Source organism: Amycolatopsis sp. cg13 (genome assembly GCF_041346965.1).
In the GTDB taxonomy this organism is placed as follows: domain Bacteria; phylum Actinomycetota; class Actinomycetes; order Mycobacteriales; family Pseudonocardiaceae; genus Amycolatopsis.
This window is the reverse complement of the sequence record NZ_CP166848.1, coordinates 6,824,724-6,839,910: the sequence shown is the minus strand read 5'-3', so window position 1 is coordinate 6,839,910 and position 15,187 is coordinate 6,824,724. Positions and strand designations below refer to the sequence as shown.

The following is a 15,187-nucleotide window of genomic DNA, read 5'->3' as shown; positions in this document are numbered from 1 at the left end:
GGCAGACATTTCAGGCGACCGGCGCCCCTGGTAGCCGGATCGTGAGCAGAGCCCCGCCTTCCGGCGCCCGGTTGGCGTAAACCGTTCCGCCGTGCCGTTCGGCCGCGTGCTTCACGATCGCCAGGCCCAGCCCGGATCCGGGCAGGGTGCGCGCCTCCGACGAGCGGTAGAACCGGTCGAACACCTTGGGCAGGTCTTCCTCGGCGATGCCGGGTCCGGAGTCCGCGACCTCGACCACCGCGGTGCCGTCGCCGAGCGGACGCAGCGTGACCCGTACGCGCGAACCCTGCGGCGAGAACTTCACCGCGTTGTCCAGCAGGTTCAGCACCGCCCGTTCGAGCGAGCTGTTGTCGCCGGTGAGCACCCACGGCTGCAGCGCGACCTCGAACTCGATCTCGCCCGCCCGTCGGCGCGCCCGGTCGAGCGCGCGCTCGACGACGTCCATCAGGTCGACGCGCTCGGCCTGCTCGCGCGGTTCGTCCTGCCGCGCCAGCTCCACGAGGTCGCCGATGAGCTGGGTGAGCTCGTCGAGCTGGCCGCGGATGTCGGCCTCGATGTCGGTGCGGTCCTCGTCCGGCAGCGACGGTGCGCCCGGACGGCTGGCCGACAGCAGCAATTCCAGGTTGGTGCGCATGGAAGTGAGCGGGGTGCGCAGCTCGTGCCCGGCGTCGGCGACCAGCTGCCGTTGCCGTTCCTGCGAGTCCGCGACCGTGCCGAGCATGATGTTGAAGCTGTGCGTGAGCCGGGCGAGTTCGTCGTCGCCGCTCACCGGGATCGGACGCAGGTCGCCGGTCGCGGCCACCCGCTCGGCGGCCGACGTCAGCCGGTCGACCGGGCGCAAGCCAGCGCGCGCGACCGCCGTGCCCGCGCCCGCGGCCACCACGATTCCGGCGCCGCCGACCAGGAACAGCACCACGGACAGCTGGTTCAGCGCGCGCATGGTCGGAGCCATCGACTGCGCCAGCACGATCGCCTGGCCGTGCCCGAGCGGCACCGCGACCACTCGCATGCCGGTGGTCGCGTCCGTGCGCAGCGACTGGGGCAGCACGCCGGTCGCGACGCGCATCTCGGCCGGACCCACCGGTGGCCGGGTGCCGGGCTGCGGATAGATCAGGTCGCCGGTGACGCCGTTGAGCTGGCCGATCTGCAGGTCCGCGCTGGCCAGCAGCGCACCCGGCACCTCGCGGAGCTGATCGGTCGGCACCTGCGGCGAGTTCGCCGCGGCTTGGGCGCGGGCGAGCAGGTTGTCGTCGAGCTGGGTGAGGAGGTTGTTGCGCACCACGAGGTACGCGCACAGGGAAACGAGCGCCACCGCACCCGCCACGCACGCGGCGGCCAGCAGTGTGACGCGGCCGCGCAGCGAGAACCGGCGGGTGCTCCACCGGGTGCCCCGCGGATCGGGGACCTCCGCCGCCGGCGCGGCGTACGCGCCCGCCGGGTCGTCGGTCACGGCGGCGTCTCGCGCAGGACGTACCCCACTCCACGCACCGTGTGGATCAGCCTCGGTTCGTTGTCCGCCTCCGTCTTGCGGCGCAAATAGCCGACGTAGACCTCCAGCGCGTTGCCCGACGTCGGGAAGTCGTAACCCCATACTTCCTCCAGGATCCTTCCGCGGGTCAGCACGTGCTTGGGGTACGAGAGGAACAGCTCGAGCAGCGCGAACTCGGTGCGGGTGAGACTGATCTCGCGGCCGCCGCGGCGGACCTCGCGAGTGCCGGGGTCCAGCGTGAGGTCGGCGAACGACAGCACCTCCGACGTCTCGCCCTGCTGCCCGTCCGGCGCGGCGCGGCGCAGCAGGGCGCGCAACCGGGCGAGCAGCTCCTCCAAGGCGAACGGCTTGGGCAGGTAGTCGTCGGCGCCGGCGTCGAGGCCGGAGACCCGGTCGGAGACGGTGTCGCGCGCGGTCAGGACGAGAATCGGCAGGTCATCGCCGGTGCTGCGGAGCCGGCGGGCCACTTCGAGCCCGTCGAGGCGCGGCATCATGACGTCGAGAACCATCGCGTCCGGACGGTTGGCGAGGATCGTCTCCAATGCCTGCGCACCATCGCTCGCGAGCTCCACGGTGTAGCCGTTGAACTCCAAAGACCGCCTGAGCGATTCACGGACGGCACGGTCGTCGTCCACTACGAGGATGCGCATGGCGTCAGTCTTACGCAGAGTGCTGAGACCCGCCTAAGAACACACGCAGAACACACAAAGAGCATTCCCGGACAACCGCGGGCAGGGGGCACATTCGCACTGGCCGCGCTAGGGGTCGCGGACGCGGAAATCACAACGAGCGCTCTTCCGGCGGCCGCGCGACCGGAGCGTTCCAGTGTCGCCAGAGCGTGAGCACGCGGATCGCGACCACGACCACCGCGGAGCCGGTCGTGACCGCACCGGCCGGCAGGTTCAACGCGTGCCCCGCCCAGACGCACACCGCGCCGGTCAGCGCCGCCATCGCGTAGATCTCCTTGCGGAGCACGAGCGGGATCTCCCGCAGCAGCAGGTCGCGCAGCGCACCGCCGCCGATGCCGCTGGTCATGCCGATCAGGCAGGCGGCGTACCCGGTCGCCCCCGCGTTGAGCGCGAGCGTCGTCCCGGCCGTGGCGAACACGCCGAGCCCGACCGCGTCCGCGAGCAGCACCGCGTGCCGCAGGCGGGCGACCTGCGGATGGAAGGCGAACACGATCAGGGCCGTCGCCGCGCAAACGGCCAGGTACGGCCAGTTGCGCAGGGACGTCGGCGGATGGATGCCCAGCAGCACGTCACGGATGATGCCGCCGCCGAGTGCCGTGGTCAGCCCGACCACGACGACGCCGAACACGTCCAGCCGCGCCCGGACCGCGGCCAGCGCCCCGGACGCCGCGAACGCCACCAGCCCGAGGAACTCGAGCGCGGTCAGCAGCATGTGCTGGTTCTACTGGTCGAGGAGCCCGCCGCGGTAGGCCAGGAGCGCGGCCTGCACCCGGTTGGCCGCGCCGATCTTCGACAGGACCGCCGACACGTACCCCTTCACCGTCGCCTCGGACAGGTGCAGCCGCCCGCCGATCTCGGCGTTCGACAGCCCCTGCCCGATCAGCGCGACGACCTCGCGTTCGCGCTCGGACAGCGAGGCCAGAAGCTTGCGCGCCGGCTGCGCGGCCCGCTGCTCGTCGCGGTGGCTCTGCACCATGCGCACGGCCACGCCCGGGTCGAGGACGGCCCCGCCCTTGGCCAGGTCGCGCACGGCCCGCAGCAATGCCGCCGGGTCGATGTCCTTCAGCAGGAAGCCGTTGGCGCCGAGCCGCAGCGCGAGGCTGACGTACTCGTCGATGTCGAAGGTGGTGAGCATGGCGACGGTCGGCGGATCGGGCAGCGCGAGAATGGCCCGAAGCGCGCGAATGCCGTCGTCAGGGGCGCGCATCTTGATGTCGAGCAGCGCGACGTCAGGGTGATAGCGACGGGCGACCTCGACCGCCGATCTGCCGTCGCTTGCCTCGCCCACGATTTCGATGTCCGACGCCCCGGACATCATGGCGCGCAGTCCCGACCGAACTAGTTCCTCGTCGTCGGCGAACATGAGCTTGATCAACGAAGCCCTCCGGCAAACCGTGGGTTGGAGGCGGCTCCCCGCACCCGTTACGGAAGATTACCTACTGTTGTTCACGGTTTCGAAACCAGACACGACCAGGTGACGCGACTGGTCCACCGGAGCGGCCGAGAACAGCAGTCGACCCCGTTGCTGGTCACCCACTTGAGTGACTTCTTCGGGTGGGCACCGCCGAGTTGCGTAACCGATCCAGAAGAAGCGGATGTTCATCGGCCGCACACCGGTGGCCGGTCCATCGCGGTCGAGAAGGTCGGCTGCCGGGGCGGTGGAGCCTGGTTCGTGCCTCAGGCCGCACGACCGTCGGAAGGCCATGAGGCGATCGCCTCGACGGTTGCGGAGAGTGCCGCCGTGGCGAAGAAAATTGCGCCCAGCGTGACGAATACGCCCAACGAGTAGCGTCCAGATGCGCTGCTCGCCAGCGCCCGTCGCCGCGCTTGCCCCAGAGGGAGTTCGCATGCGCCGTCCACGTCAGATTCTTACGTGTTCAACGGTGCTGGCGCTGCTGGCAGGCTGTTCCGGCACGCAACCGCAGCCCAGCAAAACGGTAGCTCAACCTGTTCCAGCGACTGGCACGCTTCCCGAGAGCCCGTCGTTCACCGATCCGCAGCCCGCCGGGCCAGCGATGGCGTTTCCGTCGGCATTGCTCATTCTTGGCGCGGTCGCGCTCGTGCTCGGGGCCGCGGGGCTTTTCCTTGTGCTCACTAGAAACGGGACGCCTCGAGTGGTCGGCGCCGCGCTGCTCGGCGGCTGCGGCGGGATCATTTTCGCCGCAATCGTCGCGCTGATCGTCCCGAGCTGAGTGAGAACCATGGCACCGGGGCTGAGGAAAAACGTTTGCCCTCAAGCCATTCCGCTCGCTATTGCTGGTCATGACGAGCATCCGGGAAGGCCATCCGATGACGGACGAACGCAAGACCCATGAGATCAGGGTCGGCATCTACGCGACCGAGCACGAGGCGCGGGACCTGGTCGAGCAGATAAAGCTCCTGCTGTGCCCCGAACCCGAGCACAGTTCGCCTTGTCCCGTTCCCTGGGCGATCGGGCTGCTGTCCGAGGACGAGTTCCCGGCCGATCTCAGCTATCCGGAGCTCGAACAGCAGTACCTGATCGAACGCGGCGGCCAGTAGGCCTCAACCATGCCGTCAGGTTATCGCCGGATAGCGAGCCAGTCTTGGACGCCAGCGGCGCGACGCGGCAAAACTTGACGCATGGTCACACCACCTATTCGCCTCCCCGGTTCCGATACCCGTCGAGCAGCAGCTTCGTAGTCAGCTCGATGTGGTCCCGCAGCGCTTCGACGGTGCCCGGGACGTCTCGTTCGATCGCGCGTTCGCAGATCAGGCGGTGTTCCGCGGCGACATCCCGGTGGCTGTCCTCGCTTGAGGTGCGGGCCCAGCATCGGTAGACCTCGGCGGATTCCCGCAGTTGCGTCGCCACCGCGCGCAGGTGCTGGTTGGGGCAGCCCTCCAGCAGGACCTGGTGGAATCGGGCGTGTGCGGCCAGCCATCGCTCGTTGATCGCGTCTGACTCGTCGGCGAACGCCGTGCGGGCGAGATTGTGGTGCGCCGCGAGCAGGTCCGATTCCCATTCGATGCTGCCGTGCGCGAGGGATTCGCGGACCACGTGCGTCTCGACGACCACGCGCGCCTCGGTGAGGTCTTGCAGGGTCTCCGGGGAGACATCGATGACTCGGAAGCCTTGCTGCGGCGCGAAAGTAGCGAGTCCCTGTCCGACGAGACGGGGAAGTGCTTCGCGCAGGACGCCGCTGCTGGCGTCGTAGTCGCCCTTGAGCGCTTCCACCCGCAGTCGCGATCCGGGCTCATGCCGGCCGTTGAGGATGTCGGCGCGAAGACGCAGGTAGACGTCCTCGACGCGGGTTGTGCTGCGTGCGCCAGTCATGTCGCAGATCGTAGCCGGTTCCGCATTCACCTCAGAATCTCGAGATTTAGTTGACTTATCGAGATTCTGAGGTGTTCACTGGCCGGGAAGCAGCGGAAGGACGCGGAGAAATGAAGACGACGACACGGGCGGGCCGGATGTGCCTGGTGCTCAACGACAAGGTGATCGACGTCGAGGGCGCGAGCGGCGGACGGTTTCCGGCCGATCCGCTCGCGGTTTTCGAGCGCTGGACTGAGTTCGCGGAGTGGGGGCGGGCGGCGATCGGCGGGCCGGCCGCGCCCGAGAGTCAAGCCGGGAGCCCTTCGCCGAGGCCGCGACAGATCTTCGCGATTGGGTTGAACTACCGGGAGCACGCGCAGGAAGCGGGGCTGGCGCTGCCGGAGTCACCGGCGACGTTCACGAAGTTCGCCACTTCCCTCACCGGGCCGGACACTCAGCTCAGGCTGCCCAGCGAGTTCGTCGATTGGGAAGCGGAGCTCGTGGTCGTGATCGGCCGCCGGGCGGAGAAGACCGCGGCCGAGGACGCCTGGCTGCATGTGGCGGGATTGACTGTGGGGCAGGACTTTTCCGAACGGGTCGTGCAGGCCGCGGGGCCGGTCCCGCAGTTTTCGCTCGGCAAGTCGTTCCCGGGGTTCGCGCCGGCCGGGCCGGTGCTGGTGACCGCCGACGAATTCGCCGACCCCGATGACCTCGCGATCGAATGCCTCGTCAATGGCGAGAGCGTGCAGAAGGCGCGTACGTCGTCGATGGTCTTCTCGGTCGCCGAGCTGATCGCCCGGTTGTCGGCGGTGTGCCCGCTGCTTCCTGGAGACCTGATCTTCACCGGCACGCCTTCGGGCGTCGGGCATTCGCGGTCTCCGCAGCGCTACCTGCGTCCGGGCGACGAAGTGGTCACGCGGATCGAGGGCATCGGACAGCTCCGGCAGACCTGCGTCGCCGGGTGAAAGGGGCAATTCCATGGCACTGCACAGATTGAAATCACTGACCGTCGGTGTACCGGACGTCGCGGGCACCGCTGGCTACTACGCCGACTTCGGGCTTACGCAGCTCGCGCCGGGCCGGTTCGCCACGGTCGAGGGTGGTGAGCAGTTCGTCCTTCAGCACTCGCGAGTCCGTCGGCTGCTGGGGATGACCGTCGCGGTCGATGACGCCGACGACCTCGGACGCATCGCCGCGAACCTCGATCGGTTGGGCGTTCCGATGCAGCGCGACGCCGAGACCCTGCGCGCCAGGGAACCGATCGCGGACATCGCGGTCGAAGCGGTCGTCGCGCCTCGGTTGGTACGCGCGACCGTACCCGCGACCCCGTACAACGGGCCTGGCCGGCTGGACCGCGCCAACACCCGGGCTCCAGTGCTGTCCCGGACCGAACCGGTGCGGCCGCTTGCGTTGGGGCACGCGGTGATCGGGACGGTCGAGCAGGAATCGACCCAGCGGTTCTTCACCGACGGCATCGGGTTCAAGGTCAGCGACGTGGTCCCGGGCCGCGCGGCGTTCCTGCGGTGTTCTACCGATCACCACAATCTGCTGGTTCAGCAGGCTCCGCTCAATTTCCTGCACCACACCTCTTGGCAAGTGTCCGATGTGGACGATGTCGGACGAGGAGCGATGAGCATGCTCGCCGAGAATCCGGAACGCCACGTCTGGGGACTGGGCCGCCACCACATCGGGTCGAATTTCTTCTGGTATCTCAAGGATCCGGCCGGGAACTTCGCCGAGTACTACTCCGACATGGACGCCATCGTCGACGACCAGCTCTGGACGCCGCGGTCGTTCGAGGGCATCCAGTCGCTCTACGAATGGGGTCCGCCGCCTCCGCCGTCGTTCATCAATCCGGAAGACCTCGCGGCGCACATGACCGGCGCGCACGCGGAAGGCAGTTGAGCACACCGCCGAGGAAAGGCGAAGACCTTGCGTTTCATCGCCATGGAGGAAGCGTTCGCGCTTCCCGAACTGCAGGCCGGTTACTCAGTGCCCAAGACGGAAACCGCCGCGCGGTGGGTTGAAGACTGGGGTAAACGGCTCTGCGATTACACGACTTACCGGCTGCCAGAAATGGACCAGCATGGCATCGACGTCCAGGTGCTTTCCCTTACCGCACCCGGCATTCAGGGCCTCGCCGACGCTGGCCAGGCGGTAAAAGACGCCCGGATCGCCAATGATCGGCTAGCCGAGGTGATCGCCGAGCACCCGGATCGGTTCCGCGGACTGGCCGCGTTGCCGCTCCAGGATCCCGAGGCAGCGGTGGCGGAACTCCATCGCGCCGTCGGCACGCTCGGGCTCAACGGGGCCCTCGTCAACGACCACACCAATGGCCTCTACCTCGACGACCCGCGCTACGAACCAGTGTGGTCGGCGCTCGAGGAGTTGCAGGTGCCGCTTTACCTGCACCCGGGCGCTCCCCCGGCTGAGCCGTGGCGGGTGCTCGAGGGGCGACCTGAGCTGAGGGGTCCATTGTGGAGCTGGGCGGCGGAGACAAGCGGACACGCGCTTAGGCTGGTTTTCGGCGGCGTCTTCGATCGGCATCCGGGTGCCACACTCATTCTCGGCCACCTCGGCGAGTTCCTGCCGTTCCAGCTCGCGCGCCTTGATTCGCGCTACGACCGGCAGGAGCACCGGACGCTCGCGCGGAAACCGTCGGAATACTTCGGCGACAACATCCTGATCACTACCAGCGGCGTGTGTTCCCCGGCCGCGCTCGCCGGGGCGATCCTGGCCGTCGGCGCGGACGCGATCCTGTTCGCCGTCGACTACCCCTTCGAGGACACCGGCGAGGCCGTCCGGTTCCTCGAACAAGCGCCGATCAGCAACCGCGACCGGGAGAAAATCAGCCACGGCAACGCCGAGCGAGTGCTGCGTCTGCCGACAGCAAAGGCAAGCACGTGAGGACGATGCCGTGGCGGGCCATCGCGATCGGGCTGGCCGTCATGACGTTGGAAGGGTACGACCTCGTCGCTTTCGGCGCGACGACACCATTGTTGCTCCGGCACCAGCCGTGGCACCTTTCCCTTCCCGAACTGGGCACGTTGGGCAGTCTCACTCCGGTGGGCATGCTCTTCGGCGCGCTGCTGGTCGGTCCGCTCACCGACCGATACGGACGCCGCCGGACGACCTTGCTCAGCATCGCCGTCGTCTCGCTGGGCATGTTCGCCTGCGCGTTCGCGCCCAGTCCGGAACTTTTCGGCGCCAGCAGACTCGTTGTCGGGTTGGGCGTCGGCGCGGTCTATCCCGCGATGGGGCCGCTGATCTTCGAGCTCGCGCCGCCGAAACGGAAGAACCTCAGTTCGGCGATCGTCCAATGTGGAGTCACGGTCGGCGGATCGCTGGCCGCCGTCGTGGCCGCGGCTTTCCTGCGGGGAGACAACTTCCGGCCGGAGTACGTGGTCGGCGGCGCGGTCGGGCTGCTGCTGTTGCCGATGACTTACCGCTGGTTGCCCGAATCTCCGGTGTATCGGCGAGAGCCGACGGGAGCAGGCGGCTTGCGCGTTGTGCTGCGGCCGCCGTATATGGGACCGACAACGCTGTTCTGCGTGATGGTGATCTGTTCGTTCTTGCTCATCTTCGGGATCAACACGTGGCTGCCGCAATTGATGCAAGCTGCCCGGTATCCACTGGATTCGTCACTGATGTTCCTTACCCTGCTCAATGTCGGCGCGACCGTCGGCGGCCTCGCGATCGCGGTGCTCGCCGACCGGGCGGGGTCGAGAATCCCCATTATTGCTTGCTTCGTCGTCGCCGCGGGTGCCATGACTGCCTTGAGCATTCGGTCGCCGTTGATCGTGCTCTCCGTAATCGTGCTGATCGGCGGCGCGGGCGCGTTCGGCGTACAGGGATTGATCAACGTCTACATCGCCCGTACCTATCCGGCGCATGCCAGGGCGAGTGCGATCGGGGTCGCGCTGGGAATCGGCCGGATCGGCGCGATCGCCGGGCCGGTGCTCGGCGGCTGGGTTCTTGCCGCCGGGTTCGCTCCACAGTGGAATTTCCTGATTTTCGCGGTACCGGCGGTCTTTGGGGCACTTCTCACCGTCGCCCTGGGCAGTCTCCGGAGCACCCCCACGTCGCAGCCGGTCGAAGAACCGGCTTGAGCGGAGGAACAGTTATGGACACTTACGACATCGCTGTCGTGGGCTGCGGTCCGGTCGGCTTGGCCCTTGCACGGCTGCTCAGCGCGAAAGGACTCCGGGTCGCGGCGATCGATCCGAACCGGATCGTCTGCCACCATCCGCGGGCGACCCATCTCGACGACGAATCGATGCGCACCCTGCAAACGCTGGGCGCGGCCGATCTGGAGCAGCGGTTCCTGCGGCAGACCGGCTGGATGCTGCAACTGCCGGACGGGACGCCTTTCCTCGAATTCGCTCACGCACGAGGGGAATCCGGACAGGGCTGGCGGACGGATTACCAATTCCACCAACCGGATTTCGAATCCCGGCTGCGCGGTTTGCTCGCGAGCGATCCGAACGTCGACCTGTGGTTCGGCTGGTCCGTCACCGAGATCGCCCAGGACGCCGACGCGGTGTACCTCACCGTGACCGATCGGGATCAGGTCAAGACGCTCAAAGCGGCCTACGCCGTCGGGTCAGACGGTGCGAATTCGTTCGTCCGGCAATTGATGGGCTCCGAAGTCGAAGATCTGGAGGGGACGCAACGCTCGCTCATCATCGACATCCATCCGTTCGAGCATCCTCCAGCGCTACCAGCGGAATCCGGATTCATTCTGTGCCAAGGACAACGGCCGATTACCTACGTGCCGATCTTTCCCCCGATGCTGCGGTTCGAATTCATGCTCCTCGATGCGGACGACGCCGCCGCGCTCGAACGGCCGCAGGCGGTGTACGACGCGCTCAGCCGCTGGATCGAACCGGGCAGCTACCGGATCATGCGAGCCGACACTTACGAATGGCACGCGCGGCTCGTCCACGGCTGGCGTTCGGGCAGGCTGCTCCTCGCCGGTGACGCCGCGCACGAGATGCCGCCGATGCTCGGGCAGGGCATGTGTTCCGGGCTCCGCGACGCGGCGAACCTCGCATGGAAACTCGCCGCCGTCGTCCATGGCACCTGCTCCGACAGCCTGCTCGACACCTACGAGACCGAGCGCGCCCCGCACGTTCGCCCGTACATCGCCGAGTCCGCCCGGCAGGCCAACCTCATTGAGTCCTTCGGCATCGGCGACGCCCACCCGGAACTGGGCGAGCCGCAGACCCTCGAACCGCTCAGGCCGCCGCTCGGTCCTGGCTTGAGCAATGAGCCCGGCTGGCTCAGCCCACAACCGCGCGCTGACGGTATCCGGCTCGACGATGTCACTGGATACAACTTCGTCGTCGTGGGCAAGCAGGCTGTGTCAGCGGAAATCGCGGAGCTGTGGCGACGCCTGGACGTCGTGGTGGTCACCGACGCCGGTCAGGCGGTCGAAGAGTGGCTAGCCGCGAATTCGGCTACCGCAGCCATTATTCGTCCGGACCGGTACGCGTTCGCCCTTGCCGCTGACACGGCGGAACTGGAGACGGCGACGAAGGAACTCGCGCGACGCATGGAGGTGCGCGCGTGAAGCCGTACGGCACCGGGATGATCTGGGGCGAGGGACCGCGCTGGCATCAGGGCGCGCTGTGGCTGTCTGATACCCAGGGCAGTCTACTGTGGACGGATCACGGCGGAACCTGGAGCGCTGCGAAGCTGGACTCTCCGTCCAACGGGCTGTGGTTCTTGCCCGACGGCAAGCTCGTCGCGGCGATGATGCACGAGAAGCGCATCGGTGTCTGGGATGGCGGGCAGTTCGCCACCTACGCGGATCTCAGTGCCGTGGCGATCGGTTCGCTCGGCGATCTTGTCGGTGATGAGCAGGGCAATCTCTATGTTGACGATGTCGGCTTCAACGTTGGTGAACCACCGCGGCCAGGCCGTCTGGTGCGGATCGCCGTCGACGGCTCAGCCACCGTCGTCGCCGAGAACCTCGACTTCCCCAACGGTCTCGCCTTCATCGACGACGGGCGCACTCTGCTCGTCGCCGAAACCGCTGCGCAACGGTTGACCGCCTTCACCATCGGCGCGGACGGCACGCTGACCGACCGACGTCGCTACGCCGACCTCGCCAGCCTGGTCGGTCCCAACGCTCGTCCGGACGGAATCTGGCCAACGCCGGAAGGAATCTGGGTGGCGACCACCACCGGGCACGCGGTCGTGCTGGTCCGGGACGACACGGTGCGCGAGACGATCGATACCGGCACCGCCTTCCCCATCGCGTGCTGTAGCGACGGTGGGAAACGGCTGTTCGTCACCCTGGCGGACACCGGCGGACGGCCGCTGTTCGAGGCCCTCGCGGACCGGGCCGTGCAGACGACGGTCGCGGAATGGGAGCGCGAATGACCGGCTGGGTTCCCGTAGCGGAAGCGCAGATCACCGATTTCGCGCAGTACGCCTCGGCCCGCGTTGGACGCGACCTGACCGGCGGCTACCGGACGCTGTGGGAGTGGTCGGTGCAGGATCTCGACGGCTTCTGGTCCGCGGTGTGGGACTACTTCGGGCTGCCCGCCCGTCCGACGGGACAACCGGCGCTGGCGACCGAGGCGATGCCGGGCAGCGTCTGGTTCCCGGGGAGCACGCTGAACTACGCGGCCGAGGTGTTCCGGGGCCGTGACGATGCCGCCACGGCCGTGATCGCGGTGGCCGAGGACGGCGCTCCGGTGGAGCTGAGCTGGGGTGAGTTGCGCCGTCAGGTTGGTTGCGTCGCCGCTTCGTTAGCCGCGTTGGGCGTGTCGTCCGGCGATCGAGTCGTGGGGTATCTGCCGAATTCGGCGGAGGCGATTGTGGCGTTTCTGGCCACCGCGAGCCTCGGGGCGATGTGGGCCGGATGCGGTTTGGACTATGTCGGATCGGCCGCGGAAGCGCGATTCGCGCAGCTCTCGCCGGTTGTGCTGATCGCCGCGACCCGGTCGCGGCACGGCGGCCGGGTGGTCGAACGCAGTGCCGACGTGGCTGCCCTGCGGGCCGGACTGTCCTCTTTGGCCGCCACGGTGGTCATCGACGACCCGGACTCGGTGCCTGGAGCGCTTCCCTGGTCGTCGATCACGAGCGGTGCTTCGCTGCCTCCCGTACCAGTTCCTTTCGATCATCCACTGTGGATTCTGTTCTCTTCGGGAACCACGGGGCGTCCTAAAGGGATAGTGCACGGGCACGGTGGCGTGGTCGTTGAACAGCTGAAGCATGCCGCGTTCCACCAGAACCTGCGGGCTGGCGATCGGATCCTCTGGTACACGACGCCGAGCTGGATGCTGTGGAACTCCCTCGTCGGCGCTCTGCTGGTCGGAGCGACCGCGGTTTGTTACGACGGCAGCCCCGCGTTCGGCCGTCCGGATGCGTTGTGGGAGTTGGTCGCCCGCTTGCGGGTCAACACGCTGGGAACCAGCCCTGGCTACCTGGCGTCCTGCCGCAAGGCCGATGTCCGGCTCGATGAACACGACCTGAGCGCGTTGGCGCGGCTCGGCGTCACCGGATCGACGTTCCCGGCCGACCTGCACCGCTGGGTCGAGCACGAATTAGGACCGCGAGTCCAGGTCGTTTCGAGCAGCGGCGGAACGGACGTCGTCACGGCTTTCGCGAGCGCGGCTCCTACCACTCCGGTGTGGGCGGGCGAGTTGTCGGCTCCATGCCTCGGTGTCGCGCTCGATTCGTTGGGGCCCAACGGGGACTCTGTCCGCGGCGCGGTCGGCGAACTGGTCGTGCGACGGCCGATGCCGTCCATGCCGCTGCGATTCTGGGACGACCCCGACGACATCCGCTACCGGGCCGCGTATTTCGACACGTTCCCGGGCATGTGGCGGCACGGCGATTGGACGACCATCACCGACCGCGGCTCGGTCGTCATCCATGGCCGGTCAGACGCGACGCTGAACCGGCATGGCGTGCGGATGGGCAGCAGCGATATTTACGGTCCGGTAGAGGAACTTCCGGAGATCGCGGAGGCTCTTGTCGTCGGTGTTGAACAGGCCGACGGCGGGTACTGGATGCCGTTGTTCGTCACCTTGATCGATGGGACGAGCCTCGACGATGCGCTGCGACAGCGGATCGTCGCCGCAATCCGCCAAGGTGCTTCAGCACGGCATGTTCCCGACGAAATCATTGCAGCACCGGGGATTCCGCATACTCGCACCGGGAAGAAACTGGAAGTCCCGGTGAAACGGCTGCTGCGCGGGGAGGATCCGGAGATCGACCCCGGCAGCGTCGACCAGCCCGCTCTTCTCGACTGGTACCGGCAGATCAGGCCGCCTACGCGGGAAGGTTGAACGGGACCGGCGTGTGGTGCTCCCAGATCTTCCGCGAAGCTTCTTCCGGATACGGAACAGTCTTCGACTCGACGTCCAGAACGCGGGTCAGTCGCTCATCGGGACGATAGGCAGCCCATCCAGGATCGCCATTGGCCGCGAAGCCGACCCACGCTTGTCGAAGCTCCTCAGACACCCGAATCGTTGCGGCATCAGGCATCTCGCCGAACACCTGGCGACCGGTCGGACTGTCCAAGGTTCCGAACGCGAGAGGCACATCGAGGCTGTGACACGCGCCCAGACCAGGCGCGGACAGGCAGAGCTCGAACAGATACGACCGGCCACCGGCCAAGGCGTTCGCCTCGGCCAGCTGCTGGCTCGGCATCCGGAAGAGCGCGTCTGAATAGACCGTCTCCATCAGCTCCTCCGGGCTTGCTTCCGCGTAGGCGACGCGGTAGCCATCCGGGTCCGGGGCGAAGAGATCGAGTGCCTTTTGGGCGTCCGCGGCGGTGAACGTGCCGACCCGCCCGGCCATGACGGAGAACAGCCGGAACTCGTCACGGGTGTGGCCGACGAGCAGCTCGACGCCGTCCTCGAGTGCGGACCAGGGTGTCCGGGGAAGGGAAGTCTCGTCCAGAACAGGGCAGACCCCAGCACCGACCTGGGCCATTGGACCCCAGCGGTCGCGCTGGCCGGGCAGGCTGGCGTTGAACGCGGTGAGCCGGTCGGCCAACTGCCACGGGTCAACGTTCCGGAGGTCTTCCCCGTTCGCGAGCACCGCGGTGACCTGCTTCGCGAGCGCGGGAAGAACGAAAACGCCGGGCACGGAATGGGTGATGGCACGCTGGAACAAGCCCCGTGCCGTCACGAGCAAGGACGAGATCGACCCGGCTCCCGCCGATTGCCCGGCGACACACACTCGGTTGGGGTCGCCGCCGAAGCGGGAGATGTTGCGCCGCACCCATTCCAGCGCGGCGATCTGGTCCAGGAACCCGCGGTTGGCCGGCGCGCCGTCGACGAGCGCGAATCCCTCGACGCCGACCCGGTAGTTGACGCTCACTACGACCAGTCCCGCCTCGCACAACAGGGCCGGGTCATAAGTCGGGTCGCTGCTCACCGAGATCACGTATCCGCCGCCTGGCAGCCACACCAGCACCGGCAGTCCCGCCGCGCCCGGGTCCGGCGTCGAGACGTTGAGGGTCAGCCAGTCCGTCTCGTGCGCCGATTCCCTCTGGACCGGCCCGGATTGCGGAGGCAGCGGACCGAATTCGGTCGCCTGCCGCGTGCCGTCCCATGGCGAAACCGGGACCGGCGCGGCGAACCGGAGAGCGCCCACTGGCGGCTGGGCGTACGGGATTCCGCGGAACTCCGCCATCCCCGCCCGCCAGCGGCCCGCCACGGCCCCCTCGACCGTCCGGACCGCCGGCTGCGTCTTGCCGTCCATCTTTCAACCCCC

16 protein-coding genes are annotated in these 15,187 nt (G+C 67.8%); 10 read left to right on the top strand and 6 right to left on the bottom strand.

What is annotated here, in order from left to right; translation table 11 throughout:
- Nucleotides 1-10: 10 nt before the first annotated feature.
- The 4 genes from AB5I40_RS32110 to AB5I40_RS32095 all read right to left on the bottom strand — a co-directional run bounded on the left by AB5I40_RS32110 (nucleotide 11) and on the right by AB5I40_RS32095 (nucleotide 3,553).
- Nucleotides 11-1,450 carry an ATP-binding protein gene (locus AB5I40_RS32110; RefSeq protein WP_370933962.1) on the bottom strand — a complete coding sequence of 480 codons (1,440 nt, stop codon included), beginning with the start codon at nucleotides 1,448-1,450 and terminating at the stop codon, nucleotides 11-13.
- Entirely contained in the window at nucleotides 1,447-2,139 is a 693-nt protein-coding gene (locus AB5I40_RS32105) for a response regulator transcription factor (RefSeq protein ID WP_370933961.1), read from the bottom strand. The genes AB5I40_RS32110 and AB5I40_RS32105 overlap by 4 nt, the downstream gene beginning before the upstream one ends.
- A gap of 130 nt (nucleotides 2,140-2,269) precedes the next feature.
- Complete coding sequence (locus tag AB5I40_RS32100) at nucleotides 2,270-2,890, bottom strand: trimeric intracellular cation channel family protein (protein ID WP_370933960.1); 621 nt, start codon at nucleotides 2,888-2,890, stop codon at nucleotides 2,270-2,272.
- Between the two features lie 9 nt (nucleotides 2,891-2,899).
- Complete coding sequence (locus tag AB5I40_RS32095) at nucleotides 2,900-3,553, bottom strand: response regulator transcription factor (RefSeq protein WP_009083595.1); 654 nt, start codon at nucleotides 3,551-3,553, stop codon at nucleotides 2,900-2,902.
- 99 nt (nucleotides 3,554-3,652) lie between these two features.
- Here AB5I40_RS32095 and AB5I40_RS32090 point away from each other — a divergent pair, with 99 nt between their 5' ends.
- The 3 genes from AB5I40_RS32090 (at nucleotide 3,653) to AB5I40_RS32080 (ending at nucleotide 4,698) form a co-directional block, all read left to right on the top strand.
- Nucleotides 3,653-3,967, top strand: a complete 315-nt coding sequence (locus AB5I40_RS32090; protein ID WP_370933959.1) for a hypothetical protein — start codon at nucleotides 3,653-3,655, stop codon at nucleotides 3,965-3,967.
- Nucleotides 3,968-4,025: 58 nt separating this feature from the next.
- Nucleotides 4,026-4,370, top strand: a complete 345-nt coding sequence (locus AB5I40_RS32085; RefSeq protein WP_370933958.1) for a hypothetical protein — start codon at nucleotides 4,026-4,028, stop codon at nucleotides 4,368-4,370.
- Nucleotides 4,371-4,440: 70 nt separating this feature from the next.
- On the top strand, nucleotides 4,441-4,698 hold the full coding sequence (locus AB5I40_RS32080; protein ID WP_370933957.1) for a hypothetical protein: 258 nt from the start codon (nucleotides 4,441-4,443) through the stop codon (nucleotides 4,696-4,698).
- A 94-nt stretch (nucleotides 4,699-4,792) separates the two neighbouring features.
- Here the strand turns inward: AB5I40_RS32080 and AB5I40_RS32075 are convergent, their stop codons facing one another.
- The gene (locus AB5I40_RS32075) at nucleotides 4,793-5,470 is read right to left on the bottom strand and encodes a GntR family transcriptional regulator (RefSeq protein ID WP_370933956.1); all 678 of its coding nucleotides are present in this window, start codon (nucleotides 5,468-5,470) and stop codon (nucleotides 4,793-4,795) included.
- 110 nt (nucleotides 5,471-5,580) lie between these two features.
- Between AB5I40_RS32075 and AB5I40_RS32070 the strand changes: the two genes are divergently transcribed.
- Genes AB5I40_RS32070 through AB5I40_RS32040 form a run of 7 tightly spaced genes read left to right on the top strand, consistent with a single transcriptional unit; the run spans nucleotide 5,581 to nucleotide 13,752 of the window.
- Nucleotides 5,581-6,414, top strand: a complete 834-nt coding sequence (locus AB5I40_RS32070; protein WP_370933955.1) for a fumarylacetoacetate hydrolase family protein — start codon at nucleotides 5,581-5,583, stop codon at nucleotides 6,412-6,414.
- 13 nt (nucleotides 6,415-6,427) lie between these two features.
- Nucleotides 6,428-7,354: a VOC family protein gene (locus AB5I40_RS32065; RefSeq protein WP_370933954.1), complete on the top strand. Its 927-nt coding sequence runs from the start codon at nucleotides 6,428-6,430 to the stop codon at nucleotides 7,352-7,354.
- Nucleotides 7,355-7,381: 27 nt separating this feature from the next.
- Entirely contained in the window at nucleotides 7,382-8,356 is a 975-nt protein-coding gene (locus AB5I40_RS32060; RefSeq protein ID WP_370933953.1) for an amidohydrolase family protein, read from the top strand.
- A 5-nt stretch (nucleotides 8,357-8,361) separates the two neighbouring features.
- Nucleotides 8,362-9,558, top strand: a complete 1,197-nt coding sequence (locus AB5I40_RS32055) for an MFS transporter (RefSeq protein ID WP_370940654.1) — start codon at nucleotides 8,362-8,364, stop codon at nucleotides 9,556-9,558.
- A 14-nt stretch (nucleotides 9,559-9,572) separates the two neighbouring features.
- Entirely contained in the window at nucleotides 9,573-11,021 is a 1,449-nt protein-coding gene (locus AB5I40_RS32050) for a bifunctional 3-(3-hydroxy-phenyl)propionate/3-hydroxycinnamic acid hydroxylase (protein WP_370933952.1), read from the top strand.
- The gene (locus tag AB5I40_RS32045; RefSeq protein WP_370933951.1) at nucleotides 11,018-11,836 is read left to right on the top strand and encodes an SMP-30/gluconolactonase/LRE family protein; all 819 of its coding nucleotides are present in this window, start codon (nucleotides 11,018-11,020) and stop codon (nucleotides 11,834-11,836) included. Before AB5I40_RS32050 ends, AB5I40_RS32045 begins: the two co-directional genes overlap by 4 nt.
- A complete protein-coding gene (locus AB5I40_RS32040) occupies nucleotides 11,833-13,752 on the top strand; it encodes an acetoacetate--CoA ligase (protein WP_370933950.1) in 1,920 nt (639 codons plus the stop codon). The genes AB5I40_RS32045 and AB5I40_RS32040 overlap by 4 nt, the downstream gene beginning before the upstream one ends.
- Here the strand turns inward: AB5I40_RS32040 and AB5I40_RS32035 are convergent.
- Nucleotides 13,736-15,175: a carboxylesterase/lipase family protein gene (locus tag AB5I40_RS32035; RefSeq protein WP_370933949.1), complete on the bottom strand. Its 1,440-nt coding sequence runs from the start codon at nucleotides 15,173-15,175 to the stop codon at nucleotides 13,736-13,738. The two genes, AB5I40_RS32040 and AB5I40_RS32035, sit on opposite strands and share 17 nt — an antisense overlap.
- Nucleotides 15,176-15,187 lie beyond the last annotated feature (12 nt).